Source organism: Alloalcanivorax marinus, from assembly GCF_016785095.1.
Taxonomy (GTDB): Bacteria; Pseudomonadota; Gammaproteobacteria; order Pseudomonadales; family Alcanivoracaceae; genus Alloalcanivorax; species Alloalcanivorax marinus_A.
Genome location: NZ_JAEKJB010000002.1, coordinates 53,200 through 79,324, shown reverse-complemented (window position 1 = coordinate 79,324; position 26,125 = coordinate 53,200). Strand labels below are relative to the sequence as shown.

Below are 26,125 nucleotides of genomic sequence, written 5' to 3'. Positions count from 1 at the left end.
TTGTCACCGTAGGCGCGGCTACATTTAGGAGAAATGCATGAGTATTAATTTCGAAGGCCGGGTGGCCATCGTCACCGGCGCGGCCAACGGCCTGGGCCGGTCCCACGCCCTGGAACTGGCCCGCCTGGGCGCCAAGGTGGTGGTCAATGACTTCGGCGGCGCCCGCGACGGCAGCGGCGGGTCCAGCGAGGCCGCCGAGAAGGTGGTCGCGGAAATCACCGCCGCCGGCGGCGAGGCAATCGCCAATGGCGCCGACGTTTCCAGCGAGGAACAGGTGTCGGCCATGGTCCAGCAGACCCTGGACCAGTGGGGCCGCGTCGATATTCTGGTCAACAACGCCGGCATTCTGCGCGACAAGAGCTTCGCCAAGATGGACATGAGCGACTGGGACAAGGTGGTGGCCGTGCACCTGACCGGCTCCGCCATCTGTACCCGGGCGGTGTGGCCGGTAATGCGCGAGCAAGGTTATGGCCGCGTGATCATGACCACCTCCACCTCCGGTCTGTACGGCAACTTCGGCCAGGCCAACTACGGCGCCGCCAAGATGGGCGTGGCCGGGTTGATGAACACCCTGTGCCTGGAAGGCGAGAAATACGACATCAAGGTCAACTGCGTGGCGCCCACCGCCGCCACCCGCATGACCGAGGATCTGATGCCCAAGGAAGTACTGGCACTGCTGGAACCGTCGGAAATCACCCCGGCGGTGCTGTTCCTGGCCAGCGACCAGGCGCCCAACCGCCGCATCGTGCTGGCCGGCGCCGGCTGCTACGCCATGGTGCGTCTGATGGAAAGCGACGGCATCTATCTGGAAGAAGGCGAACGCACGCCGGACGCCATCGCCGCGCGCTTCGAGGAGCTCGGCGACATGAGCAACGCCCGCGAGATGCAGAATGGCGGCGAGCATGTCTCCAAGATTCTGACCAAGGCCGCCCACGCCAAGGGCATCAAGCTGGGCTGACGGTGACGTCCGCCCCACCCTTTTCAACGACATTCAAACAACGAGGCCCATCATGAGAGAAGCCGTAATCGTTTCCACCGCCCGTACCCCGATCGGCAAGGCCTATCGCGGTGCCTTCAACGACACCCAGGCCCAGGAGTTGGGTGGCCATGTGATCAAGCACGCCGTGCAACGCGCCGGCATCGACCCGGAGAGCATCCAGGACGTAATCATGGGCGCCGCCATGCAGCAGGGCTCCACCGGCGGCAACGTGGCCCGTCAGTGCGCGCTGCGCGCCGGCCTGCCGACCTCCGTGGCCGGCATGACCATGGACCGTCAGTGCGCCTCCGGCCTGATGGCCATCGCCACCGCCGCCAAGGAAATCATGGTGGACAACATGGACGTGGCCGTGGCCGGCGGCCTGGAGTCCATCTCACTGGTGCAGAATGACAAGATGAACACCTTCCGCGCCCGTGATCCGTGGCTGGTGGAGCACCGCCCGGACATCTACATGAGCATGCTGGAAACCGCCGAGATCGTGGCCGACCGCTACAACGTATCCCGCGATGCCCAGGACGAGTACGCGTTCCAATCCCAGATGCGCACCGCCCAGGCACAGCAGGACGGCAAGTTCGACGACGAGATCGTGCCGCTGACCACCAGCATGAAGGTGATGAACAAGGAGACCAAGGAAATTTCCGACCGGGAAGTGACCCTCTCCAAGGACGAAGGCAACCGTCCGGAAACCACCCTGGAAGGGCTGCAGAGCCTGAAGCCGGTGTTCAAGGACGGCATGTCCGTGCCGGAAGGCAAGTTCATCACCGCCGGCAACGCCTCCCAGCTTTCCGACGGCGCCAGCGCCTGCGTGCTGATGGAAGCCAAGGAAGCCGAGCGTCTCGGCCTGGCCCCGCTGGGCGCCTACCGTGGCATGGCCGTGGCCGGTTGCGATCCCGACGAAATGGGTATCGGCCCGGTGTTCGCGGTGCCGAAACTGCTCAAGCGCTTTGGCCTGACCGTCGACGACATCGGCCTGTGGGAACTCAACGAGGCGTTCGCCAGCCAGTGTCTGTACAGCCGTGATACGCTCGGCATCGACCCGGACAAGTACAACGTCAACGGCGGCGCCATCTCCATTGGCCACCCGTACGGCATGTCCGGCGCGCGCATGACCGGCCACGCGCTGATCGAAGGCAAGCGTCGCGGCGTTAAATACGTGGTGGTGACCATGTGCGTGGGTGGCGGCATCGGCGCCGCCGGCCTGTTCGAAGTATTCTAAACGCTTCATCGAATCGCCGGGCCCGTCCCTTTCCGGGCCCGGCAACGCTTTGCCGCGTCAGCAGGCCGGTGTGTCCCCAAAACACACCGGCCATTATCGTGGTGACGATCGCGTCAACCGACGCCCCTTCCCAAGAATCATCACCGCACGAGGGCCGCTGACGCGGCCTTTTTATTATTCTCGATTCAGACGCGATCCCAGGCTGGGGGCTCACGCCCCTCGCAGATCTCGATCAGGCCGGCGGCCATGAAACGGGCCATGCGTTTCTTCACCGCTTCAAAGTCGTCGGACCGGCACAGCCCGCCGGACAGTTTGTCGATACGACCAGTACGCGCCAGGGTCAGCACCAGGGCACCGGTGACGAAATGATAACCCCAGAAAATGTCTTCCTCCGTGGCGTCCGGCAGCGCCTTCCTGAGCAGGTCGATGAGACGCAGCACCACCGGATCAAAGTGCTTGTCCATCATCTCCGCGCCCCACTCCGGGGTGTTCGCCACCTGGGCGGCGAACGCGGCGTAGTTGCGCCAGCCCTCGCCGCCCTGAATGTAGGTATCCAGGTCGGTATCCAGATAGGCGTGCAGCGCCCCCTCCACGGTGGGCGCGCCGTCGCAGGAACGCTCATAGTCGTCCAGGGCGGTCATGCGCCGGCTGCTGGTCTCCACCGCCCGGCGCGCGAACACGGCGTCGAAAAGCTGCTTTTTGTCATCGAAGTAATAGTTGATCAGCGTGTGATGCACGTCGATGCGTCTGGCCACATCCTTCAGCGTCACGCCATGCAGGCCATGCTGGGAGAACAGGTACTCCGCCGCGTCCAGAATCCGCTCGGTCATCTCGGCGCGGCGCTCGGCCCGGCTCGGCCCCTTGCGCCGCGCACCGCTGGCCGCCTTGCCGGCGGGCTTTTCTCGGGCTGTCATCGTTGTTAAGACTCGTCGGGTCGGCGCGAAACCGGTCAAGCTTGGCCAAATTCCGCGCGCAGGCGTTTTTTGTCGATTTTTCCCGTACCGGCCAGTGGCATGCGGTCCACGCGCACCACCGCGTCGGGCAGCCACCATGAAGCCACGCGGTCGCGCATGGCGTCCAGTATTTCTCGATCCTCGATGGTTTGCGCGGGCTTGGTTTCGATAACAAGCACCGGCCGTTCCCCCCAGCGTCCATCACGGCGACCGATCACCGCCGCCTGTGCCACCGCCGGGAGCGCGCCGGCGATGGCCTCCAGCTCCGCCGGGTTGATCCATTCGCCGCCGGACTTTATCAGGTCCTTGGCGCGGCCGGTAATGGTCAGCCGGCCCTGCTCGTCGATGCGCGCCAGGTCGCCGGTGGCGAACCAGCCGCGCTCGTCCAGAGCACCGTGTCGCTGGCCAAGATAACGCTCCACCACGGCGGCGCCACGCACTCGGAGGTGCCCTTCAACGTTGCGCTGCTCGGGCAGCGGCGTGCCTTGCTCATCGGTCAGCAACAGATCCATGCCAACCGCCACCCGGCCCGCCGACGCGGCATCGCGCCGTGGCTCGGCGGCGGGCGTGATGGTGCCCAGGGGGGAAAGTTCGGTCATTCCCCAACTGGTCTGCACACTGACGCCCAGACGCTGCTCGAGCCGCGCCATCAGCGTCGCCGACATGGGCGCGCCGCCAACCAGAATGCGTTTCAAGGATGGCAGTTCACCGCCCTGCGCTTCCAGATGCTCAAGCAGGCCGAGCCAGACGGTGGGCACGCCGGCGGCCAGGGTGACGTTCTCCGTGGCGATCAGGCGCGCCAGGCTGGCGCCATCCAGGTGGCGGCCCGGAAACACCAGGTCGGCGCCCGCGGCCGGCGCCGCGAATGGCAATCCCCAGGCGTTGGCGTGAAACATGGGCACCGCCGCCAGCACCCGGTCACCGAAACCGAGGCCGAGCACATCCGCCTGCAGCAACCGCAGGGTCTGCAGGTAAATGGAACGGTGATCATAGAGCACCCCCTTGGGATCACCGGTGGTGCCGGAAGTGAAGCACAGCCCGGAAGCACTGTGTTCATCGAAATCGCCCCAGCTTACCGCCGTATCGTCCAGGTCTTCCAAGGCCGACTCCAGGGCCGGCGGCTCGCCGTCTCCATCGATCACGAACAGCTCGGTCAGGGCCGGCGCCAGGGCGGCGATGCGCTGGCCCAGCGGTGCCAGATCGGCGCTGACGATCAGTACGCGGGCGCCGGACTGACGCGCCATGGCGGCACTTTGGCTGTCGGTGAGACGGGGATTGAGGGTATGGCAGACCGCGCCCATTCCCATGATGCCGTACCAGGCTTCCAGGTGGGCGCGGCTGTTCCAGGCCAGCGTCGCCACCCGGTCACCGACACCGATACCGAGACCGGCCAGCAACGCCGAGATCCGGCGGGCGCGGCGCCGCAGCACCAGATAACCGGTTTGCTCCACCCCGCCATCGTCCAGCGCGCCGCTGACACCGGCATGCGGGTGCCATTTAGCGGCATGGTCGAGAAATTTATTCAGGGTCAGCGTGTAACGCTGCATCGCGCCGTCCGTCATGGTGCCTCCGATGTCGCGCTCGACCGCGGCGGCGCCGCGATGCCGATGTTCCAGTTCCAGGGGGTATCGCCGGCGCGCCGCCGGCGACGTACCAGTTCGTCATGCAGCGCGAAACGGCCCGGCATGGGATCGACCACCGGGGTTGGCGCCGCGCCAATATGCAGCCAGCGGCCACGGGGATGTTCGCCATGGGCCGGCCAGCGGGGCTGGTCCACGGCGGCGGGCTGGCCGTCGCGCACAAACGCCGCCCAGTAATCCCCCAGCGCCCGCGACAGCCGGCGTTCACCGTCATTGTCGGGAATGCGCGGCCACAGCGGGGTGGTACGCGCGGCGGTGCCGAACACATAGGGAATCTCGGCGGCATGAAAACCGTGTAAGCCACGTTCGTTGGCGGCGGGGTAACCGTGGTCGAACAGATACAGCCAGGCGTCCTGGCCGCGTGCCGTACGCGCTCTCACCAAATACTCGGCGGTCCAGCCGTACAAAGCGTCACGCAGCGCCGCCAGGCGCGCCTCCTCGCCATCGCCGATGGGATAGATGCGCAGGAAGGTATCGGCCAGGTCGCCATAGCCATCCCGTATGGCGCGCTCGCCGACGGCGTTGTCGGCGGGCGCTGGCGGCAACAGGAAACGCAACGAACGCACCTCGCCACTGTTGAAGCCGGCCAGCAGCGGCACCGGCGCCTGCTCGCCACGGTCGAACACGTCCAGCGGCTGACGCGGCAGCCAGTGACCGTCCACATTGCCCAGCGGCATATAGCCGGCGTCCGCCGCCGCCTGGACCAGCTCGGCGGCATCCCGGGCACGCAGGTCCGCGATCCGCCGCGCGCCCAGCGCGTGGGCAAGCCGTTCGCCGATTTCCTCGGCGGGCATCTCACCGCATTCCCGGTGAGCCAGGGCCGGATGGGAAATCAGGTAGGCACTCTGCGCGATGGCCCGCTGGAACAGGCCCCGCGCCGGCGGCGACGCCAGCAGATACAGGACGCTGAGCGCGCCGGCGGATTCGCCGGCCACGGTGACCCGGTCCGGGTCACCGCCGAACCCGGCGATGTTGTCGCGCACCCAACGCAGCGCCGCGATCTGGTCGAGCAGGCCATAGTTGCCGGATACGCCGTGCTCGGATTCGGCGCTGAGCGCCGGGTGGGCCAGATAACCAAGCACCGCCAGCCGGTAGTTGAGGGTCACCACCACCAGACCACGGCGCGCCAGGGCGGCGCCGTCCAGCATGGGTTCGGCGCCACCGCCGGTATTCAGCGAGCCACCATGAATGTAGACCAGCACCGGCGCGCCCCGCGCGTTCGCCGGGGCCCAGATGTTGAGCGTCAGGCAATCCTCATTCAGCCCCGGCAGCGCCGGCGCGTAAAGACTGCCCGGCCGCGACGCCGGCTGCGGACAGGCCGGACCGAAGTGAGTGGCGTCACGCACGCCGGACCAGGGCGGCATGGGTTGTGGTGGCCGCCAGCGGTACGCGCCCACCGGCGGGCGCGCGTAGGGTATCCCCTTGAAGATATTCAGATCCCGCTGGCGGCGCCCCCGTAGCGTCCCGGCGGAAACCCGCGCCATCGCGTCACCCATTCCACCGCCCCCGCCGTTCATACTTCCAGCCATTCGCCACGCACCGTCTGATCGCCACGCAGCGCCGCCGGCGTGCCTTCGAACACGATGCGCCCGTGGCCCATCACCAACACCCGGTGGGAGATGTCCATGGCAATGGAGAGCTTCTGTTCGACCAGCAGGATCGACACGCCGGCCGCGGCGATCTCGGCGATCAACTCCCCGATCTGCTTGACGATCAACGGCGCCAGCCCCTCGGTGGGTTCGTCGATCATGATCAGCGCCGGGTCGCCCATCAGAGTGCGGCTGATGGTGAGCATCTGTTTCTCGCCGCCGGACAAGACACCGGCCGGGGCATCCGCGCGCCGCGCCAGATTGGGAAACATGTCGAGGAACTGCGGTACCTTCCATTTACCCGGCCTGCGGGTGTTCTTGACGCCCAGCTCCAGGTTCTCCCGCACCGTCAGGGTCGGGAACACATCCCGACTTTCGGGCACGTAGCCCAATCCCTTGCGGGCGATGCGATGGTTGGGCAGCCCGGCGATCTGCTCGCCGCGAAAGCGGATCGAACCCCGCGGCGGGACTTCGCCCATGATCGCCTTGACGGTGGTGGAGCGGCCCACGCCATTGCGGCCGAGCAGCGATACCACCTCCCCTTCGCCGATGGAAAGATCGACACCGTTGAGAATATGACTCTTACCGTAGTAGGCGTGCAGGTCCTTGACTTCCAGCATCACGCCGCCTCCTCGCCCAGGTAGGCTTCCTTGACCCGTGGATCGTTACGGATCGCGTCCGGCGTGCCGGTGGCGATGATCTCGCCGTACACCAGCACCGAGATACGATCCGCCAGTTCAAACACCACCCCCATGTCGTGCTCGACGATCATCAGGGTGCGCCCCTCCGCGATACGACGGATCAGCGACACCGCCTGGGTGGTTTCGGTGTTGCTCATGCCGGCGGTGGGTTCATCCAGCAGCACCACGTCGGCGTCCCCGGCGATGGTCATGCCGATTTCCAAAGCACGCTGACTGGCATAGGGCAAGGCGCCGGCGGGGCTGTCGCGAAGCGCCCTCAGGCCGATCATCTCCAACACTTCCTCGGCACGACGGTTGGCCCGCTTCACCGACCCGGCCGGGCGCCAGAAGGCGTAGCCCGCCCCGCTTTGCTTGAAGCAGGCGCACCGGAGATTTTCAAACACCGACAAATTGCCGAACACGTTGCTGACCTGAAAGGAACGGGCCAGGCCACGCTGCTGAATTTTCTCCGGCGCCAGACCGTCGATACGCCGGCCGTGCAGACTCACCTGGCCCGCGCTCGGCGCGAACGCACCGGACACCAGATTGAAGAACGTGGATTTACCGGCCCCGTTGGGACCGATCACGGCATGCACTTCACCACGGGCCACGGTCAGATCGACACCACGGATCACCTCGGCGGGACCAAAACTTTTCTTCAGCCCAAGAATGTTCAATGCTTCGCTCATGCGCGTGCCTCCCGATATCGTCCGCTGACGCGCGCCACGCCATAGCCGGCGGCGAACAGCGTGATAATGCCCAACCACACCAGCGGCGAGGCCGGGTCCGGTTCCAGACCGAGCAGCCGCGCCAGCTTGTCGCGGCCATGGCTGATCTGATAAACCAGTTCGATGGTGCTCACCAGCCCGAGGGCGATCAGCAGCACCGCCAGGGCTCCGCCCAGCCAACCCGGCAGGTGCGCGCCCAGGTCGCCGCGCCGCCAGGCCAGACGCACCTGTTCGATGCCGCCGCCCAGCCCGCCGGGGGCGAACATCACCACCGCCAGGAACACCAGCCCCACGTACAATATCGAGGCATCGGTGTAGTCACTGAGCAGGGAGTTCATCACCGTGACCAGGATGGCACCGACCATCGGTCCGTAGAACACGGCCAGACCACCCACCGCGGCCATCAGCAGGGCCAGGCCCGAGGTCAGCAGGCCCAGGGATTCCGGGGTGACGATTTCGTAGTTCACCGCCGCCATGCCGCCGCCGAGCCCGGCGAAGCCGCCCGCGGCGATGAACACCAGGAACCGCAGGTTGCGTGGCGGGTAGCCGATGAACTGCAGCCGGTCGGCGTTATCGCGTACCGCGTTGGACATGCGCCCCAGGGGCGTGCGGGTAAACGCCCACATGGCGAACACCGCCACCAGGGTCCAGAACGCCATGAACCAGTACACGTCGGCGGGCTGAGCCAGCTCCAGGCCAAACCACACCGGGCCCACCATGCGGTTACTGAACACGCCCGCCTCGCCGCCGAACACGGTGGGGAACATTTGCGAGCCGGCGGCGACCAGCTCACCCAGGCCGAGGGTAATCATGGCGAAGGCGGTGCCGGCGCGCCGGCAGAACGGCCAGCCCACCACCAGCGCCGCCAGAGCGCCGCACGCGAAGCCGACCAGCGGCAGCAGATAGACCGGGAAAAACGCCCAGAAACCGTGGCCGTCGTAACCGGCCTCGCCGATCAGATTCATGGCATGGATCGCCCCATAGGCACCCAACCCGAAAAATACCGCATGGCCAAAGGACAGCATGCCGCCCTGACCCAACAACATGTTGTAGGACAGCGCGAAAACGATGTTGATGGCGACCACGTTGATGATGCTGAACGTGCCGTTACCGGCCACCACCAGAGGCAGGGTCACCAGTACCAGCGCACTGATCGCCCAGGGCGCCACCGGGCGCCACCAGGAAAGCGATTCATTCATGGTTCAAGCTCCCCCATCAGGCCACGCGGGCGGAAAATCAGAATCAGTACCAACAGAATGAAGGGCGTCATCGGCGCGATCGACGCCAGGGTGATGCCGGTAACCTCGCCATAGGGGTCCACGGCGAAACCCAGCCCGTTGAGCAAATCACCGATCGACACATCCAGGGCCACGAAGAAGGTCTGCACCAGGCCGATCAGCAGTGAAGCGTAGAAAGCCCCCAACAGGGACCCCATGCCGCCGACCACCACCACCACGAACACCACCGGGCCCAACGACTGCGCCATGCCCGGCTCGGTGCTCAGCAGCGGGCCGCCGATCACGCCGGCCAGGGCCGCCAGCCCGCAGCCGAACGCGAACACGCCCATGAACAAACGCGGCACGTTATGGCCAAGGTGGCCGACCATGGCGCCGTGCGTCAGCGCCGCGCGGATCATCAGGCCGACCCGGGTTTTCTTGAGCAGGAACCAGAGCGCCACGAACATCAGGATGGCGATCATCATGGTCACGCCCCGATAGATGGAGTAGTCGGTGCCAAACAGACTGAACAGCGGCGCGCGCAGGGCTTCCGGCGCGCTGTAGGACACCGGGATCGAGCCCCACAGCAGGTGCACGGTTTCGTCGATCACATAGGCCAGCCCGAAGGTGAACAGCAGCTCCGCCACATGACCATTCTCATGCACGCGCCGCAGGCCGAAGCGTTCCACCACGGCGCCGAGCACCGCCACCAGCAGCGGCGCCAGGAACAGCGCCGGCCAGAACCCGATATGCAGCCCCAGCGCATAGGCGAAGTAGGCGCCGAGCATGTAAAAACTGGCGTGGGCGAAATTCAGTACGCCCATCATCGAGAAAATCAGCGTCAAACCACTGGACAGCATGAACAGAAGCAGCCCATAGAGCAGCCCGTTAAGCGTGGAAAAGACGATTACCTCGAGCATCAAACGACTCCCGGGACGGCGGTGTGCCGCCGCCCCATTTAAATCGCGGAATAAAAGCGCGCGTAAGAATCGAACCGGAAGAAGGCGGGATCAGTCCGGGCGGCGCATGCGACAGGTGGTGGGCAGGGTCGCCTGATCCGCATCGAAACGCGCCACCTGATGGAAGTTGTAGTCGGTGCCTTCGGCGCCGTACTTCATGTTGTCCTTGAGCACGGACAGGTACAGCGGCATTTGCAACTGATGATCGGCGGCGCGCATGGTCAGATGGCCGCCGGCGGCGTCGTATTCCAGGCCTTCCAGCGTCTTCGCCACCGCCAGCGGATCGACGCTGCCCGCCTCGTCACCGGCCTTTTTCATCATTTCCAGCATCGCCGCCACGCGCGGGTAGTAATCCCAGCCTTTCTCCTTGTAGAGACTGACCTGACGCTCGGCGATCTCCGGATCGGTGAAATCGCCGTGATATTCGGCGATCAGGTAGACCCGGTCCACGCCCTTGTCACCCACCTGGGTGATGGTGCCCGGGGTGCTGCCGTAATAGGTCAGGAAGGGGACATCCACGCCGTACTCGGCAGCGGACTTGATCAGAAGGTTGATGTCCTGGCCCCAGTTGCCGGTGATCACCACATCCGCGCCGGACGATTTGATCTTGGAAATATAAGGCGAGAAATCCTTCACCTTGCCCAGCGGATGGAAGGTGTTGCCGACGATCTCGATGTCCGGACGTTTCTTCTTGAGCATGCGCATGGCGGACTCGGACACGGTATGGCCGAAGCTGTAATCCTGGTTGATCAGGAATACTTTCTTCACGTCCGGATTGTCGGCGATCCAATCCGTGAGCATGTTCATTTTCATGTCCACGTGGGAATCGAAGCGGAAATGCCAGAAGGAACAGCGTTCGTTGGTGAACGACGGCTCGATGGCCGCGTAGTTCAGATACAGAACCCGGTCATCCGGGTTGCGCTGATTGTGTTTGTTGATCGCGCTCAGCAGCGCGGAACCCACCGAGGAACCGTTGCCCTGAATGATGTAGCGAATGCCGTCGTCAATCGCCTTTTGCAACTGCACCAGGCTTTCCTGGGGATTGATCTTGTTGTCATACCCGACGATCTCGATCGGATGACCGTCCATGCCGCCGTCCCGGTTGAGACGCTCGGCGGTGAACTGAAGCTGGGCCAATGCCGGCTGGCCCACCACCGACATCGGGCCGGTCAGGGGATCGATCAGCGCAAAGCGTACCGGCTCCGCGTCCGCCGCCCGGGCCAGGCCCGACAGCAGAACCAGGGAAACGGCGAACAGCTTGAGGAAGGGTCTCACCATGGTGCTCTCCAACGTTGTTATTTTATCGCTCGAACGGAACGAAACGGCGACGCCGAGCGGCGCTCACTTCATTAACTCACGCGAGAGATAATAAAAGGCAGCCGACGAAGCTGTCCATACAGGCCTCCCATACCCGCTGGAAGATCATCATCATTGCTTTGAAAACAACAACTTGGAGAATGCCATGACGTCGTTCGGCCATGGCGCGCGCGTCACGATCCGATTCACGCCGGCCCGATACGGGGGCCAATGGTTACCATAGGTAACACCCCCGCTCAAAAACGACGCACCAAAAAAAAGCCCGCCGAAGCGGGCCAGCCCATTGACGATGGAACACAAACAACACGCGGTCAGACTTCCAGCCACTCCTTACGGGTGGCTTCATCCTCGCGCAATTCCTCGGGGGTACCTTCAAAGACGATCTGGCCGTGGCCCATCACCAGCACCCGGTGGGAAATATCCATGGCGATGGAAAGCTTCTGCTCCACCAACAGAATCGACACACCGGCCTTGGCGATCTCCGAAATCAGCTCGCCGATCTGCTTGACGATCAGTGGCGCCAGCCCCTCGGTGGGCTCGTCGATCATGATCAGCTCCGGATCGCCCATCAGCGTGCGGCTGATGGTCAGCATCTGTTTCTCGCCACCGGACAGCACGCCGGCCGGCGAATCCGCCCGGCGTGCCAGGTTGGGGAACATATCCAGGAACTGTTCCACCTTCCATTTGCCCGGCTTGCGGGTGTTCTTGATGCCCAGCTCCAGGTTCTGACGCACCGTCAGGGTCGGGAAAATATCCCGGTCCTCGGGCACGTAGCCGAGCCCGCGCCGGGCGATCCGGTGATTGGGCATCCCGGCGATTTCCTCGCCACGGAAACGAATCGAGCCCTGCGGCGGCACCTCGCCCATGATCGATTTCACCGTGGTGGAGCGGCCCACGCCGTTGCGGCCCAACAGGGCCACTACTTCCCCTTCCTGCATGGAGAAATTGACGCCATTGAGAATATGGCTCTTGCCGTAGTAGGCGTGCAGGTCGTTGACTTCCAGCATCATGCCGCCTCCTCCCCGAGATAGGCTTCCTTGACCCGCGGATCGTTGCGGATCTCCTCCGGCGTGCCGGTAGCGATGATCTTGCCGTACACCAGCACCGAGATACGGTCGGCCAGCTCGAACACCACGCCCATGTCGTGTTCCACGATCATCAGGGTGCGGCCCTCGGCGACCTGCCGGATCAGGTTGATGGCCTGGGTGGTCTCGGTGTTGCTCATGCCCGCGGTGGGCTCATCGAGCAGTACCACGTCGGCGCCGCAGGCGATGGTCATGCCGATTTCCAGCGCCCGCTGGCTGGCGTAGGGCAACGCGCCCGCCGGCACATCACGCAGCGCCTGCAGACCGATCATATCCAGTACTTCCTCGGCGCGCTGGTTGGCCGCGCGCACCTTGGCCGCCGAACGCCAGAACACATAGCCGGCGCCACTTTGCTTGAAGCAGGCGCAGCGAATGTTCTCGAACACCGACAGGTTGCCGAACACATTGGAGACCTGGAACGAGCGCGACAGGCCCCGTTGCTGGATTTTCTCCGGCGTGAGGCCGTCAATGCGCTCCCCCTTCAGGTAGATTTCACCACCGCTGGGCGCGAACGCCCCGGACAGCAGGTTGAAGAAGGTGGACTTGCCGGCCCCGTTGGGGCCGATCACCGCGTGAACTTCATTCTCCGCCACGTCCAGATCGACGCCGCAGATCACTTCCGCGGGGCCAAAGCTCTTGGTCAGCCCCTTGATGGACAGTGCGCTCATGCCTGATCCTCCCGCAGCTTGTTGGTGGCGCGCTTGATCACCGCGCCCAGAACCACCAGCACCGCGGCGGTGAGCCAGCCCCACAGCGCGGCGGCGTCGAATTCCATGCCCAGTACCTGAGCGAATTCATCGTCACCGTGGGTGGCCTGGAACAGCATCTCCACCAGCACCACCATGCCGACGATGATCAGCCCCACCGCCAAGGCGCCGGACAACCAGCCCGGCAAGCGCCGAGCCAGGTCACCTTCGCGCCAGGCAACCCGCACCTGCTCGATGCCGCCGCCCAGACCGCGCGGCGCGAACATCACGATGGACAGGAACACCAGGCCCACGTAAAGAATCGAGGCGTCGGTGTAGTCACTGAGCATGGAGTTCATCAGGGTCACCACGATGGCGCCCATGATCGGGCCGTAGAACACGCCCAGCCCGCCCACGGCCGCCATCAGCAGCGCCAGGCCGGAGGGGATCAGCCCCAGGGCCTCGGGGGTGATGATTTCATAGTTGACCGCCGCCATGCCGCCGGCCAGGCCACCGAAGGAACCGGAGGCGATGAAGATCATGAAACGGATATTGCGCGGCGGGTAGCCGATGAATTGCAGACGATCCGGGTTGTCGCGCACCGCATTGGACATGCGCCCCAAGGGCGTGCGGGTAAAAGCCCACATGGCGAACACCGCCACGAAGGTCCAGAACGCCATGAACCAGTACACATCGTCGGACTGCGCCAGTTCCAGGCCGAACCACTGCGGCCCGACCATGCGGTTACCGTAAATACCGGCTTCGCCGCCGAACAGGGACGGGAACATCTGCCCCGCCGCCGCCACCATTTCGCCCAGACCCAGAGTGATCATGGCGAAGGCGGTACCGGCGCGCCGGCAGAACGGCCAGCCCAGCACCAGGGCCACCAGGCCGCCGGCGATCATGCCGATCACCGGCATGCCCACCACCGGTACGTGGGCCCAGAAGCCCTCGCCGGCGTAGGAGGCGTCGTCGATGGCGATCATCGCGTGCATGGCCGCGTAGCTGCCCAGGCCGAAGAACACGGCGTGGCCAAAGGACAACATGCCCCCCTGGCCGAGCAGCATGTTGTAGGACAACGCGAAGACAATGTTGATGCCAATCACGTTGAGAAGCGTAAAGGCGGTGCTGTTGCCCTGAAAAACCACCGGCAGCAACAGCAGCACCGCGGCGAACACCACCCAGGGGACCAGGCCACGCAGGGAGGTGCGGGATTTTGAAGGTTGCATGGGAACGGACATATCCTGGCTCATGGTTCAAGTTCCCCCATCAAACCGCGGGGCCGGAAGATCAGGATCAGTACCAGCAGGATGAACGGCGTCATCGGCGCCAGGGTGGCCAGGGAAATACGGCCCAGCTCACCGTAGGGGTCCAGATTGGCCCCCATGGCATTGACCAGATCCGCCACCGAGGCGTCGATGGCCACGAAGAACGTCTGGATCAGGCCAATCAGCAGCGAGGCATAGAAGGCGCCCTGCAAGGAGCCCATGCCACCCACCACCACCACCACGAACACGATCGGACCCAGGGTCGCCGCCATGCCCGGCTCGGTGGCCATGATCGGGCCGCCGATCACGCCGGCCAGGCCGGCCAGCGCGCAGCCGAACCCGAACACGCCCATGAACAGACGCGGCACGTTGTGACCCAGATGGCCGACCATCTCGCCGTGGGTCAGGGCGGCACGAATCATCAGGCCGACCCGGGTTTTCTTGAGCAGGTACCACAACGCCACGAACATCAGGATGGAAATCAGAATCACCACCCCGCGGAAAATGGAGTAATCGGTGCCGAACAGAGTGAACAGCGGCTCGCGCATGTACTCCGGTTCGCGGTAGGCGACCGCCACGGTACCCCATACCATCTGCACCAGTTCGTCGATCACGTAGGCCAGGCCGAAGGTGAAAAGCAGCTCGGCCACGTGGCCGTTGGCGTGCACCCGACGCAGGCCGAAGCGCTCCACCAGCGCGCCGAGACCGCCCACCAGCAACGGCGCCAGAATCAGCGCCGGCCAAAAGCCGGTGTGCATACCCAGGGTATAAGCGAAATAGGCGCCCAGCATGTAGAAGCTGGCGTGGGCGAAGTTAAGCACGCCCATCATCGAGAAGATCAGGGTCAGACCGCTGGACAGCATGAACAGCAACAGGCCGTACAAGATGCCGTTCAGGGTCGAGAAAATCACTATTTCGAGCATGACAAGGCTCCCGGGGCAGTGGCCATGGCCACTGCCCCTACTGCACGATCACGAAGGGATGCCGGACCGTCTTACTTGGGACGGCGCATGCGGCAGGTGGTAGGCAGGGTGACGTCTTCACGTTCGATCCGGGCTACCTTGTGGAAGTTGTAATCGGTGCCTTCGGCGCCGTACTTCATGTCGTCCTTCATCACGGACATGAACATCGGCAGCTGGATCTGGTGATCCTCGGCGCGCATTACCACTTCACCATTGGTGGTTTCCAGAGTCAGACCTTCCATCGCCTTGGCGACCTTGACCGGATCAGTGGAGCCGGCCTTGTCGGCGGCTTTCTTGAACATGTCGAGCATGGTGCTCAAGCGCAGGTAGTAGAAGTCCCAGCCGGTTTCCTTGTACATCTCGACCTGGCGCTTGGCCATCTCCGGATCCTCGAAGTCACCGTAGTACTCGTTGATCTGATAGATGCGGTCCACGCCCTTGTCGCCGAGCTGGGTGACCACGCCGGAGCTGGCGCCGTAGTAAGTGTAGAAGGGCGCGTCCAGGCCGAATTCGGCGGCGGCCTTGACCAGCAGGGTGATGTCCTGACCCCAGTTACCGGAGATCACCGCGTCGGCGCCGGAAGACTGGATCTTGGACACGTAGGGAGTGAAGTCCTTCACCTTGGCGAGCGGGTGAAAGTCGTTACCGACGATCTCGATATCGGGGCGTTTTTCCTTGAGCATTTCGCGGGCGGCCTTGGACACCGCGTGGCCGAAGCTGTAATCCTGGTTGATCAGGTACACCTTCTTGATGTCCTTGTTTTCCGCGATGTAGGTGGTCAGCGCGTTCATCTTCATGTCCGCGTTGGCGTCGAAGCGGAAATGCCAGAAGGAACAACGCTCATTGGTGAACGAGGGGTCCACCGCCGCGTAGTTCAGATACAGCACTTCCTTGCCCGGATTGCGCTGGTTGTGCTTCCCCACCGCGCCGATCAGCGCGGACGCCACCGAGGAGCCGTTGCCCTGGGTAACGTACTGGATGCCGCTGTCGATGGCTTTCTGCAACTGCACCAGGCTTTCCTGCGGGTTTACCTTGTTGTCCAGACCCACGATTTCCAGTTGCTTGCCGGCGATACCGCCGTTGGCGTTGATGCGCTTGGCTTCGAACTTGAGGTGTTCCAGTGCCGGCTGGCCGGCGCCGGCCATGGGGCCGGTGAGGGGATCGATCAGGGCAAGTTTCACGGTCTCGGCGGCGCCGGCGGTACCGACCAGCAACAGCGAGGCAGTGATAAAGGTGAAAAGGGATTTCAGCATGACGCTCTCCACGATTGTTGTTGTTCTGCCGCCGCCTGGCGTCTCGCCAGGCGAACCGGCATTTCACTTTGGCGTCCATCCGCGATGGATACGCGACAACTTTTTTTGTTTACTTTTTCTGTATGTTTTCCATTCCGGACCTCAGGCCCGGGCTGCGTTGCTTCCGGTATTTTTATGGGGCGCGCTTTTTTGTTTTTTTATGCGCGCTCGCAAAGCGATGTTAATCCATGCCGCCGCCTGAAACGTTCTCGCTCGCGGGGCGGTGCCGTGAACATACTTGGTAGTATGTGCGCACGAAAATAAATCTGTCCAGCGCCAATTTTTATCCTCTTTCCAGGACACCCTTAGGTCAACAATGCAGGCCTAAATAAGCCGCCAGCCCAAGGATGACGCTGTTTTCAGCATGAACCCAACAATCTCCGCCGGCAATGTTCGATTGCGACGGGCAACGGGGCGATCGCGCCAGCGCGCCGCGTGCCCCGGAAGAGCCCGCAACGGCGGCGTTTTCGCTACCAGGAGCGGTTGAGCCGGCACCGCGCCCGCGAAGCGGGCGGGTTTCACACGGCGGGAAAAAAATGGCGCTTTGTTGCCACTTTTCTTATTTTTTTCCTTGCCCTGTTACCTCAAGTAACACCGGTGGCAAAAAGTTCCCATCGCGCCTTGACCCCCTCCCCCGCCGTCGGTATGAATTGCTCACCAACGATTTCAAAACAACCGTTCAAAATAAAAACACCGGCCCGGCATCGTCCGTGGCCGAGCGAGGGAGAGACACATGTTGAATGGGCTGATGATGGACGCGCCGTTGTCCTTGATGGACGTTCTTGATTATGGCGCCCAGGTCCATCCCAAGGCGGAGATTGTCTCCGCCACCGTGGAAGGCGGCGAGCACCGGCAGACCTACCGCCAGACCCGGCGCCGCGTGGCGCGGCTGGCCCACGCTCTGGTGGCCCAAGGGGTGAAACCCGGCGACCGGGTAGCCACCATCGCCTGGAACGGCTACCGCCACATGGAGCTGTACTACGCCATCGCCGGCATTGGCGCGGTGTGCCATACCATCAACCCGCGCCTGCCGGCGGACCAGATGGCCTACATCGTCAACCACGCCGACGACACCCTGATTTTCTTCGATACCACCTTCACACCGCTGATCACCGGCCTGCGCGACCAGTTCCCCGCCCACACCCGCTATGTGGCCATGACCGACCGCGCGCACATGCCCGACGGCGACGACCTGCTGTGCTACGAGGAGCTGCTGGAAGGCCAGCCGGAGAGCTACGACTGGCCGGAGCTGGATGAGAACACCGCCTGCGCGCTGTGCTATACCTCCGGCACCACCGGCAATCCCAAGGGCGCGCTCTATTCACACCGCTCCTGCCTGCTGCAGGCGCTGTTCGCCCTGGCCGGCTCCAATGGCGTGTTCCGGGTTGGCGACCGCATTCTGCCGGTGGTGCCCATGTTCCACGTCAACGCCTGGGGCCTGCCCTACGCGGCGCCGCTTACCGGCTGCTCGCTGATCATGCCCGGCCCGGCGCTGGACGGCGCCAGCCTGTTCGACCTGATGGACCGGGAGAACGTCTCCGGCGCCTGGGGCGTACCCACGGTGTGGATGGGGCTGCTTACCGAGATGAAGGAACGGGGTCGCAAGCCCGGCGACCTGCGCCAGGTTCTGATCGGCGGCTCGGCACCACCGCGCAGCATGCTGCGCGCCTTCGAGCAGGATTACGGCATCGAAGCCATGCAGGGCTGGGGCATGACGGAAATGAACCCCACCGGCAGCATGGGCATCCTGGTGGAGGGCGAGGACCAACTGCCCCTGGAGGAGCGCCTGGACATCAAAAGCAGCGCCGGGCGCCGCCTGTTCGGCGTGCGCATGAAACTGGTGGACGACGAGGGCCACGAAGTGGCGCAGGACGGTGAAGCCGTGGGCGAGCTGTACGTAAAGGGCCCCACCGTGATCAAGGCGTACTTCAATAACGAGGAGGCCAACGCCAAGGCGTTCGACAAGGACGGCTGGTTCGCCACCGGCGACATGGCGTCGCTGGACGAGGACGGCACCTTGCACATCGTCGACCGCGCCAAGGACCTGATCAAATCCGGCGGCGAATGGATCAGCTCCATCGACCTGGAGAACCTGGCCGCCGCCCATCCGGATGTGGCCGAGTGCGCGGTGATCGGCGTGCCCCATCCGAAGTGGGATGAGCGCCCCCTGCTGATCGTGGTGCCACGCCCCGGCGCCGCCCAGGACAAGCAGGCGCTGCTCGATCATATGGGTGAAAGCATCGCCAAGTGGCAACTGCCGGACGACGTGCTGTTCGTCGAGGAGTTACCGCACACCGCCACCGGGAAGGTATCCAAGCGGCATTTGCGCGATCGCTTCAGCGACCACCTGGCCGCCGCCGGCTGAACACCACCTGGAGGAACAGGATGAACGATTTCAAGGAGCACACGGTCACCGCCAACGGCCTGGAATTCTTCGTGCGCGCCGCCGGCGATCCCGCCAATCCCACGGTGATCATGTTGCATGGCTTCCCGGAATGCGGCTATTCCTGGCGCTACCAGATGCCCTACCTGGCCGACCGGGGCTTCCATGTACTGGCGCCGGACCTGCGCGGTTACGGACGCAGCGCCGCCCCCAAGCCGGCATCGGCATACCGCCAGGACATCCTGGTGGCCGATGTGATGGGCATTCTGGATGCCTTCGGCGTGGACCAGGCCCGGGTGGTGGGCCACGACTGGGGCTGCGCCCTGGCCTGGCAGGTGGCCCGGCAGGAGCCCGAGCGGGTGCTGGCCGTGGCCGGCCTGTCGGTGCCCTACCCGGGCATCGGCCCCAAGGCGCCCACCGAACAGATGCGCGCCGCCTTTGGCGATCGTTTCTTCTACCAGCTGTATTTCCAGCAGCCGGAGGTGCCGGAGCGGGAACTGGAGGCGGACGTGCGCGACTTTCTCAAGCGCATGTACCACGCCATTTCCGGCCCCGGCATGAAGGAGAAGTACCGGGTCAAGGGCGCCGCCACCGGCATGCTCGATATCCTGCAGTCGCCCACCGGCCCGCAGCCGGACTGGATGACGGAAGCGGATCTGGACGTCTATGAAGACAGCTTTCGGCGCAGCGGACTGACCGGACCGATCAACTGGTACCGGGCCATGGACGCTTCCTGGGAGCAGCAGAAAGCGGACGGTCGCGAACGCATCCACCCGCCGGCGTTTTTCCTGGCCGGCAAGGAAGACCCGGTGATCCAGTTCGCCGGCCGCGCCCTCAAACGCATGCCGGAACTAATGGACAACCTCACCGACATCGTGCTGCTCGACGATGTCGGCCACTGGGTGCAGATGGAAGCCGCCGATACCGTCAACGACCACCTGGGCCGCTTTCTGAGCTAGCGGATGCGTCGCATTTCGATGCGGCGGTTACGCTCGCGCCCGTCCTCGGTGGCGTTGCTGTCCACCGGGCGGGTGTCGCCATGGCCCCTGGCCTGGAGGCGGCCCGGGTCGACGCCCAGATCGATCAGAAAATCCCGCACCGAAGCGGCGCGCCGCTCCGAGAGACGCTGGTTGTAACCGGCGTCGCCGGTGGAGTCGGTATGCCCGGCAATCTCGATTTCACTGTTGGGGTAAGCACCCAGCCGTTCGGCGACCTCGCGCAGAACGGTCTTGGCGTTGGGCGTCAGACGCGCGGAATCGAATTCGAAGTTGACGCCATGCAGCACCTCCGGCGGCGCCATCGGCACCGGCTTCACCACCACCCGTTCGCGTTCGATGATGCGGGTCTCGGTGCGCAGATCTCCACCGCCGAACAGCGGGAAGGTCAGCCCCACCAGGGCGCGTACGTCGTTGAACGGCTCGTTGCCGCTGCCATCGTCGGAAAAATCCATCACGTAGCGCAGCTCCATACGCAGGCCCATAGCGCCCCATACGTCGCGGAAGTGCAAGCCGGCGCCGGCATTCAGGAAGCCGTTGGTGTCGGTGCCCCGGTTGGAATCGGTATAAACGCCGCCGCCGCCCAGCAGCACATAGGGTGACGGCCCCTCGCGATACCTATAACGCAGCGCGTCCACGCCCAGGCCATATTGCCAGTGCTGGCCGCCGGCACGGTCCCTTTGCAGGGCGTTGCCAAAGCCGTTCCATTCCAGGTCCCAGTGCTCGCCGAGCTGCCGCCCCAGCCCGAAGCGCAGGCCGGTGCCATAATCAACGTCGTTGCGGTCCTGGTCCTCGAACACATAGATCCCCATGGCCGAAGCGTTCCAGCCGCGCGGATCGGCCTGCTCGCCGGCGGCGAGGGCCGGCGTGGCGGCCAGCAAGGCGGAGGCCATCAGGACGCTCCTGGTGATGATGTGCATGCCGTTCCCCTGTTGCGGTCACGGCGGCAATCATGACCAAGTTCACGACCCGCCACTGTGGAAAAAGTGTAAACCCGGTGGCCTTTTTTGCCCGCCGCCGTAACCGGTAGACTCGGGCCTGATCCGGACAGGAGCGCCCCATCGATTTCCTTCACGATTCCCTGCCCCTGAGCATCGCCGTGTTCCTCGCCTGCGTGGCGATCGTCGCCACCGCCGGCGTCAGAATCACCGCCGTGGTGGACGAGCTGGCCGACCGTACCCGGGTGGGCGAGGCCCTGGCGGGCGCCGTGCTGCTGGGCGCCACCACGTCCCTGTCCGGCAGCGTGCTGTCGGTGACCGCCGCCCTCAAGGGCAACGCGGATCTGGCGCTCAGCAACGCCCTGGGCGGCATCGCGGTGCAGACTGCTTTTCTCGCCGTGGCGGATCTGTTCTACCGGCGCGCCAATCTGGAACACGCCGCCGCCTCCGCCGCCAACCTGATGCAGGGCGCCTTGCTGGTAACCCTGATGGCGGTGATCCTGGTGGGCGCCTTCGCTCCGCCGGTGACCCTGTTCGGCATCCACCCGGCCACGCCGGTGCTGCTGGCGACCTATGCGTATGGTCTGCGGTTGATCCAGAGCACCCGGGACCAGCCCATGTGGCAGCCGGCGCGCACCCGGGAAACCCGCGAGGACGTACCCGAGGAGGACAATCTGCGGCGTTCCCTGCGAACCCTGTTGATTGCCTTTCTCGGCCTGGGCGCGCTGCTCGGCGCCACCGGTTGGGCGCTGGAGAACGCCGCCACCGCCATCGCCGAACAAACCGGTCTGGCGCAGACCACCATGGGCCTGCTGCTCACCGCCACCGTGACATCCCTGCCGGAGCTGGTCACCTCGGTGGCCGCCGTGCGGCGAGGCGCTCTGACCCTGGCGGTGGGCGGCATCATCGGCGGCAACGCCTTCGATACCCTGTTCACCGCCGCCTCCGACATCGCCTACCGGGACGGTTCGATCTACGCCGAGATGGGCGACGATCTGCTGGTGTGGGTGTCGTTGTCGATCCTGATGACCGGCGCCTTGCTGATGGGGTTGATCCGGCGTGAGGAGCAGGGGCCCGGTGGTATTGGTTTTGAGAGCGTGGCGGTGTTGTTGCTGTATGGGTTGGGCATTGTGCTGGTGGTGCATGGCGGCTGATCGCGGGTGTTCGTTCTTCGAGCCCGCGTCTCGTCAAGGGTAAAGGTGGCACCCGGTTTTTACCCGGCTTTTATGATTCGCTGATGTACGGCGGTTTATAGTACCTGTTCCGCCACCCGTCACGCTCTGACGGCAGCCCACAGGAGAGCGGTTTGAACGATCACCAGAACCGACCCGAGCAGGACGAGGAAAGCAGCCCCTGGGAAGACGCCGTTGAGCGGGAACGCCGGGAGGCGGCCGTGGAGGCCGACGACGGCCAGGGCGACGAGGACGAGCAGGAAAAGTACCTGCCCTCCCGGGCGGCGGCGGTGCATGAACGGCTGCGCGTGGCCGGCGAGAAGGAGCTGGAGCGCGACGCCATGGCGTTGCTGTGGTCGGCGATCGCCGCCGGCATCTCCATGAGCGCCTCGTTGATGGCCCGGGGTCTGCTGGACGCCCATCTGCCGGACAACAACGCCGGTTTTCTGATTGGCGGCATGGGCTACACCCTGGGGTTTCTGATCGTGATCCTGGCCCGCCAGCAACTGTTCACCGAGAATACCGTGACCGCGGTGCTGCCCTTCATGAGCCACCCCACGCTGGGCAAGCTGTGGTGCCTGATGCGCCTGTGGGGCGTGGTGCTGGCCGGCAACGTGGTCGGCGCCGGCATCGCCGCCTTTACCTTTCTGCATTTGCCCATGTTCTCGCCGGAGGTGGGCAGCGCCTTCCTGGACCTGGGCCACAAGGTGCTGGAGAACAGCCCTTTCGAGATGTTCTCCAAGAGCATCATCGCCGGCTGGGTGATCGCCACCATGGTGTGGGTGATGCCCTCGGCGGACCAGGCCAAGGCCTGGGTGATCCTGATCATGACCTATGTGGTGGCGATCGGTGAGTTCCCACACATCATCGTCGGCGCCAGCGAGATTCTTTATCTGGTGTTCGCCGGAGAGGCCAGTTGGGCGGACTTCGTGCTGCGCTTCGGGTTGCCCACCCTGGCCGGCAATATCATCGGCGGCACCTTTATTTTCGCCTTGATCAGCCACGCCCAGATTCGCAACGACATGGACATCCAGCGTCAGGGCCGACGCGGCGCCTGGGGCTTCGCCCGCAAGCGTCCGGGCCGCGATCAATAACTGACGGTGATCACCAACTGGTCGGTATAGACGCCGGGCACCGCCCCGGGTTGCGCCGGCATCAGCCCATGGAGAGTGTGGGTGGTCGCCGGGCCGTCGCCGCTTACAGCCACGGACACACCACCACCGTCCCCCACCACCTGGCCGTGGGCGGGGTCCGCGTAGACGTTGTAGAACAGGCGCCGCTCACCGGCCAGCAGGTAGCGCTCGGCGTAGTCACCGTGGCCGGGACTTACCGTCAGGGTATAACCGCCCGCCTCCGGGCAATCCACGTTCACCGAAGCGGTGGCGGTGGCCGCCTGGCCGGCGAGCGGATCGATGGTGCCGAACCGCAGCCCGGTGGAGGTCACCGAACAGGCCAGGGCCGGGGCGGCGGCGAGCGCCAGTAGCGCGGTCAGGGTGGCTCGGGGTCGGAATGGCAAGGTATCGCTCCCAAATCCAGGGGGTAATCGGCGTCCGCCGGGGCGGTTACCGTGAAATCGCAGGCGCCGCCGTCCCAGCGGGCCGTGCCGGACAGGCCACCGGCCTGATCCAGCGGCGCGTACACCAGCCCGCCGTGGCCCACCACCAGGCGGCGGCGGTTGTTGAGCTCGGCGCTCGCCCCGGCGGGCACCGCGCGGCCGTCGGTCCGGGTCAGACGCACGCTCACCGGCCGGTCGCGCCGCACCGGGAAGGACACCGTCAAGGCCTGGCGCTGGCCAGTGACCACCGGTTGCCGGTCGCTGGCCAACCGCGCATCCAGGGGCAGATCCTCCGGCGCCAGCCGCAGGCTGTTTTGCTGATAAGGCAGCAAGCCGGCCACCACCAATTTGCCGTTTGCGCCGGTGCGGCCCATCAAATGGTTGTCACGGTAAACCCGCACGTCGGAGGCGCCGGCGTCCACCACCGCCACGCCACCGGGCCGCGAACGGCTGGCGAACAGGCCGGCCCGGTTGGCGATCAGGGCGCCGCTCAGTTCCCCGTAGCCGCTGCTTTGCTCGCCCAGCCGGCGGCCATACAGCCGTAGCCGCGCATAGCGGTTCTGGGCGGTCACGTCACCCTCGCGCAGGGTTTGCTCGCGCACCGTGCCCACCCGGGCCCGGTAGCCGGTGCCCGGGCCGGCGGGCGGGTTGCGCTGCCAGGACAGTGTGCGATCCTCCAGATTCGCGCCACCGGCAGCGGCGGTGGCGTGGCCGCGCCAGCCCAGCGGCAGGGTAAAAGCCAGGGTATAAAGGCGGTCCCCGGACGGAGAGCGGGGCTGGAACACCGACATCAACAACTGGCCGGCCCCCGCCAGCGACAGTGTCAGCCCGGCGCTGTCGAAGACCTGGTCGTCGCGGTCGTCGTGGTAACGGCGCTCGACGCGTCCCAGCGACAGCGATACGCCGCGCCCCAACACCAACCCCAGATTCGACTGGCGCTGCAGCGCCGGAGCCTCACCGGGCAGTGGGTAGCCCAGCGATACGAATTGTTGCCCGGCACGCCATTGCCGCCAGCCCAGCGACAGCCAGCGACCGCGCCGGGAGAAGCCGATCACCGAGGCTTCGCCGCCACCCTCCGGGCCGTCGCTGGCGGCGCCGCCCAGTTCCAGCACCCCCAGCCGCCCGAGCCGCAGCCGCGCCTCGGCGGCGCCCAGGTCGAGGGTATCGAAATGTTCACCGCGTACCCCCAGGGTCAGCCAGTCACGCACGCCGTGGCGGGCGGTGACCGCGGCGAAGGGGTCGCGGTCGTAGGCGGCGTCGGCCGATAACGGATCGCGCCGCTGGTAACCGTACTCCAGGGACCAGTCCGATAATCCCCGGGCCAACAATGCCGGGTCGGAGTAGAACGGCTGCACGATGGTCAGTGGCTGGCCGCTGCCGTCGCGCACCACCGCGCGCAGGTTGCCGGCGCCGGTGTAGGCGGGCAAATCGTCGATGCGGAACGGACCCGGTGGAATCTCGCGGCGCTCGTTGAGCATCTGGTCGGTCCAGATTTCCAGCACCGAGGGTACCCGCGCGCTGCCCTCCAGGGACAGGTAGGGCTGGGTGGCGAACGACGGCGCCAGACCATAATCGGTGCCGATGCGCACGCCGCCATAGCGCACCGGCTGGCCAAGCACCGCCGGGTCGGATACCGCATCGCCCAGGGACACCGACAGCAGCCGATCCGGCTGATTCCAGACACAGCGACTGCCCAGGCGCAACGTGGTGTCGGCCCAGGATTGGTACGCGTGGCGGCTTTCGCAGAACGCATCGCCCCAGCCCAGCGCCGCGTCCACCGTGCCGCTGCGCCAGCGGCGTTCGCCGTCGCCTCCCTCGGTAATCGAATAGTCGAGCATGACCGATGGCTCAACCGGCGCCGACAGCGGTGCCGGGCGGGTGTGCCCGGCATTCAGGTGGTGGGTGACGAAATAGCCCGGCGGTACCGTCATGATCAGGCTTTGCGCGAGCACATCCACGGTGAACCGAGCCCCGGCCAGCCCGCTCAGGGTATACCCCTCCGGGCCCGGCACCGGCAGGCGCGCCGGGTCCAGCCCCAGGGCGCGCACGCCGTCGTCGTCGAGATGGAAATGCCCGGCGCGAAACCGCACCAGCACCGGATCACCCGGGGGCTGGCCGTTGAGGGCCACGGTCAGCAGCAGTTCCGGATTGGGCGGCGTCGGCAGGGCCGACAAGCCACGGCGCTGAAAATGCGCTTGCTCGGCGTCGTGATCGATCAACAGGCGCAGATCCGGCAACGACGACAGCGGATAGAACACCTCGCCCTGGTAGTGGAATACCTCGGTCCCCTTCGGCGGCACGGGCAAACCAAGCTCGATCAGATCCAGGCGTCGCACCGCCAGCCCTCGGTCACCATCGAGCACCAGGGCGTGGTAGCGGGTCAGGTAATGATCCACGCTGCTGCGGTACCAGTGCTCCCCGGGTTGCGCCGCCACGTGCGTGGACCACAGCAACGCCACTACGACGAGCCAGATCGGGAGCCGGCCATCGCCC

Annotated in this window: 23 protein-coding genes; 7 read left to right on the top strand and 16 right to left on the bottom strand. The window is 65.2% G+C overall.

What is annotated here, in order from left to right:
• The first annotated feature begins 37 nt into the window (after nt 1-37).
• Together JF515_RS02230 and JF515_RS02225 are read left to right on the top strand one after the other, a co-directional pair.
• Nucleotides 38-958: an SDR family oxidoreductase gene (locus JF515_RS02230; RefSeq protein WP_203100576.1), complete on the top strand. Its 921-nt coding sequence runs from the start codon at nt 38-40 to the stop codon at nt 956-958.
• A 52-nt stretch (nt 959-1,010) separates the two neighbouring features.
• Complete coding sequence (locus JF515_RS02225) at nt 1,011-2,213, top strand: acetyl-CoA C-acyltransferase (protein ID WP_203100574.1); 1,203 nt, start codon at nt 1,011-1,013, stop codon at nt 2,211-2,213.
• A gap of 185 nt (nt 2,214-2,398) precedes the next feature.
• Here JF515_RS02225 and JF515_RS02220 read toward each other — a convergent pair whose 3' ends face one another.
• The 13 genes from JF515_RS02220 to JF515_RS02160 all read right to left on the bottom strand — a co-directional run bounded on the left by JF515_RS02220 (nt 2,399) and on the right by JF515_RS02160 (nt 16,550).
• A complete protein-coding gene (locus tag JF515_RS02220; RefSeq protein WP_194296615.1) occupies nt 2,399-3,127 on the bottom strand; it encodes a TetR/AcrR family transcriptional regulator in 729 nt (242 codons plus the stop codon).
• A gap of 35 nt (nt 3,128-3,162) precedes the next feature.
• Nucleotides 3,163-4,728 (bottom strand): AMP-binding protein, encoded by a 1,566-nt coding sequence (locus tag JF515_RS02215; protein ID WP_203100572.1) that lies wholly within the window; start codon nt 4,726-4,728, stop codon nt 3,163-3,165.
• A complete protein-coding gene (locus tag JF515_RS02210; protein ID WP_203100570.1) occupies nt 4,725-6,302 on the bottom strand; it encodes a carboxylesterase/lipase family protein in 1,578 nt (525 codons plus the stop codon). Before JF515_RS02210 ends, JF515_RS02215 begins: the two co-directional genes overlap by 4 nt.
• A 17-nt stretch (nt 6,303-6,319) precedes the next feature.
• Nucleotides 6,320-7,015, bottom strand: coding sequence for an ABC transporter ATP-binding protein (locus JF515_RS02205; protein WP_194296618.1), 696 nt, complete (start codon nt 7,013-7,015; stop codon nt 6,320-6,322).
• Nucleotides 7,015-7,764 carry an ABC transporter ATP-binding protein gene (locus JF515_RS02200; protein WP_203100568.1) on the bottom strand — a complete coding sequence of 250 codons (750 nt, stop codon included), beginning with the start codon at nt 7,762-7,764 and terminating at the stop codon, nt 7,015-7,017. The genes JF515_RS02205 and JF515_RS02200 overlap by 1 nt, the downstream gene beginning before the upstream one ends.
• Complete coding sequence (locus JF515_RS02195) at nt 7,761-9,002, bottom strand: branched-chain amino acid ABC transporter permease (RefSeq protein ID WP_203100566.1); 1,242 nt, start codon at nt 9,000-9,002, stop codon at nt 7,761-7,763. The genes JF515_RS02200 and JF515_RS02195 overlap by 4 nt, the downstream gene beginning before the upstream one ends.
• Nucleotides 8,999-9,940 carry a branched-chain amino acid ABC transporter permease gene (locus JF515_RS02190; protein WP_203100564.1) on the bottom strand — a complete coding sequence of 314 codons (942 nt, stop codon included), beginning with the start codon at nt 9,938-9,940 and terminating at the stop codon, nt 8,999-9,001. The genes JF515_RS02195 and JF515_RS02190 overlap by 4 nt, the downstream gene beginning before the upstream one ends.
• A 90-nt stretch (nt 9,941-10,030) precedes the next feature.
• On the bottom strand, nt 10,031-11,257 hold the full coding sequence (locus JF515_RS02185; RefSeq protein ID WP_203100563.1) for a branched-chain amino acid ABC transporter substrate-binding protein: 1,227 nt from the start codon (nt 11,255-11,257) through the stop codon (nt 10,031-10,033).
• Between the two features lie 350 nt (nt 11,258-11,607).
• Nucleotides 11,608-12,306, bottom strand: a complete 699-nt coding sequence (locus tag JF515_RS02180; protein WP_203100561.1) for an ABC transporter ATP-binding protein — start codon at nt 12,304-12,306, stop codon at nt 11,608-11,610.
• Nucleotides 12,303-13,049 (bottom strand): ABC transporter ATP-binding protein, encoded by a 747-nt coding sequence (locus JF515_RS02175; protein ID WP_203100559.1) that lies wholly within the window; start codon nt 13,047-13,049, stop codon nt 12,303-12,305. The genes JF515_RS02180 and JF515_RS02175 overlap by 4 nt, the downstream gene beginning before the upstream one ends.
• Nucleotides 13,046-14,296, bottom strand: a complete 1,251-nt coding sequence (locus JF515_RS02170) for a branched-chain amino acid ABC transporter permease (protein WP_238400801.1) — start codon at nt 14,294-14,296, stop codon at nt 13,046-13,048. Before JF515_RS02170 ends, JF515_RS02175 begins: the two co-directional genes overlap by 4 nt.
• Before the next feature lie 20 nt (nt 14,297-14,316).
• The gene (locus tag JF515_RS02165; protein WP_203100555.1) at nt 14,317-15,258 is read right to left on the bottom strand and encodes a branched-chain amino acid ABC transporter permease; all 942 of its coding nucleotides are present in this window, start codon (nt 15,256-15,258) and stop codon (nt 14,317-14,319) included.
• 71 nt (nt 15,259-15,329) lie between these two features.
• Nucleotides 15,330-16,550: a branched-chain amino acid ABC transporter substrate-binding protein gene (locus JF515_RS02160; RefSeq protein WP_203100553.1), complete on the bottom strand. Its 1,221-nt coding sequence runs from the start codon at nt 16,548-16,550 to the stop codon at nt 15,330-15,332.
• Between JF515_RS02160 and JF515_RS02155 the strand changes: the two genes are divergently transcribed.
• The 3 genes from JF515_RS02155 (at nt 16,549) to JF515_RS02145 (ending at nt 19,931) form a co-directional block, all read left to right on the top strand.
• On the top strand, nt 16,549-16,791 hold the full coding sequence (locus JF515_RS02155) for a hypothetical protein (RefSeq protein WP_203100551.1): 243 nt from the start codon (nt 16,549-16,551) through the stop codon (nt 16,789-16,791). The genes JF515_RS02160 and JF515_RS02155 overlap by 2 nt on opposite strands.
• Before the next feature lie 531 nt (nt 16,792-17,322).
• Nucleotides 17,323-18,954, top strand: coding sequence for a long-chain-fatty-acid--CoA ligase (locus JF515_RS02150; protein ID WP_238400800.1), 1,632 nt, complete (start codon nt 17,323-17,325; stop codon nt 18,952-18,954).
• Nucleotides 18,955-18,974: 20 nt separating this feature from the next.
• A complete protein-coding gene (locus tag JF515_RS02145; protein WP_203100549.1) occupies nt 18,975-19,931 on the top strand; it encodes an alpha/beta fold hydrolase in 957 nt (318 codons plus the stop codon).
• Here JF515_RS02145 and JF515_RS02140 read toward each other — a convergent pair.
• The gene (locus JF515_RS02140) at nt 19,928-20,887 is read right to left on the bottom strand and encodes an OmpA family protein (RefSeq protein ID WP_203100547.1); all 960 of its coding nucleotides are present in this window, start codon (nt 20,885-20,887) and stop codon (nt 19,928-19,930) included. The two genes, JF515_RS02145 and JF515_RS02140, sit on opposite strands and share 4 nt — an antisense overlap.
• A gap of 179 nt (nt 20,888-21,066) precedes the next feature.
• On the opposite strand from JF515_RS02140, the gene JF515_RS02135 reads away from it, so the two are divergent.
• Nucleotides 21,067-22,059: a sodium:calcium antiporter gene (locus JF515_RS02135; RefSeq protein ID WP_338015160.1), complete on the top strand. Its 993-nt coding sequence runs from the start codon at nt 21,067-21,069 to the stop codon at nt 22,057-22,059.
• A 152-nt stretch (nt 22,060-22,211) separates the two neighbouring features.
• Nucleotides 22,212-23,171, top strand: coding sequence for a formate/nitrite transporter family protein (locus JF515_RS02130; RefSeq protein WP_238400799.1), 960 nt, complete (start codon nt 22,212-22,214; stop codon nt 23,169-23,171).
• Here the strand turns inward: JF515_RS02130 and JF515_RS02125 are convergent.
• Nucleotides 23,165-23,593, bottom strand: a complete 429-nt coding sequence (locus JF515_RS02125) for a spore coat protein U domain-containing protein (RefSeq protein WP_203100545.1) — start codon at nt 23,591-23,593, stop codon at nt 23,165-23,167. The genes JF515_RS02130 and JF515_RS02125 overlap by 7 nt on opposite strands.
• Nucleotides 23,566-26,091 (bottom strand): fimbria/pilus outer membrane usher protein, encoded by a 2,526-nt coding sequence (locus JF515_RS02120; RefSeq protein WP_203100543.1) that lies wholly within the window; start codon nt 26,089-26,091, stop codon nt 23,566-23,568. The genes JF515_RS02125 and JF515_RS02120 overlap by 28 nt, the downstream gene beginning before the upstream one ends.
• Between the last annotated feature and the right edge of the window lie 34 nt (nt 26,092-26,125).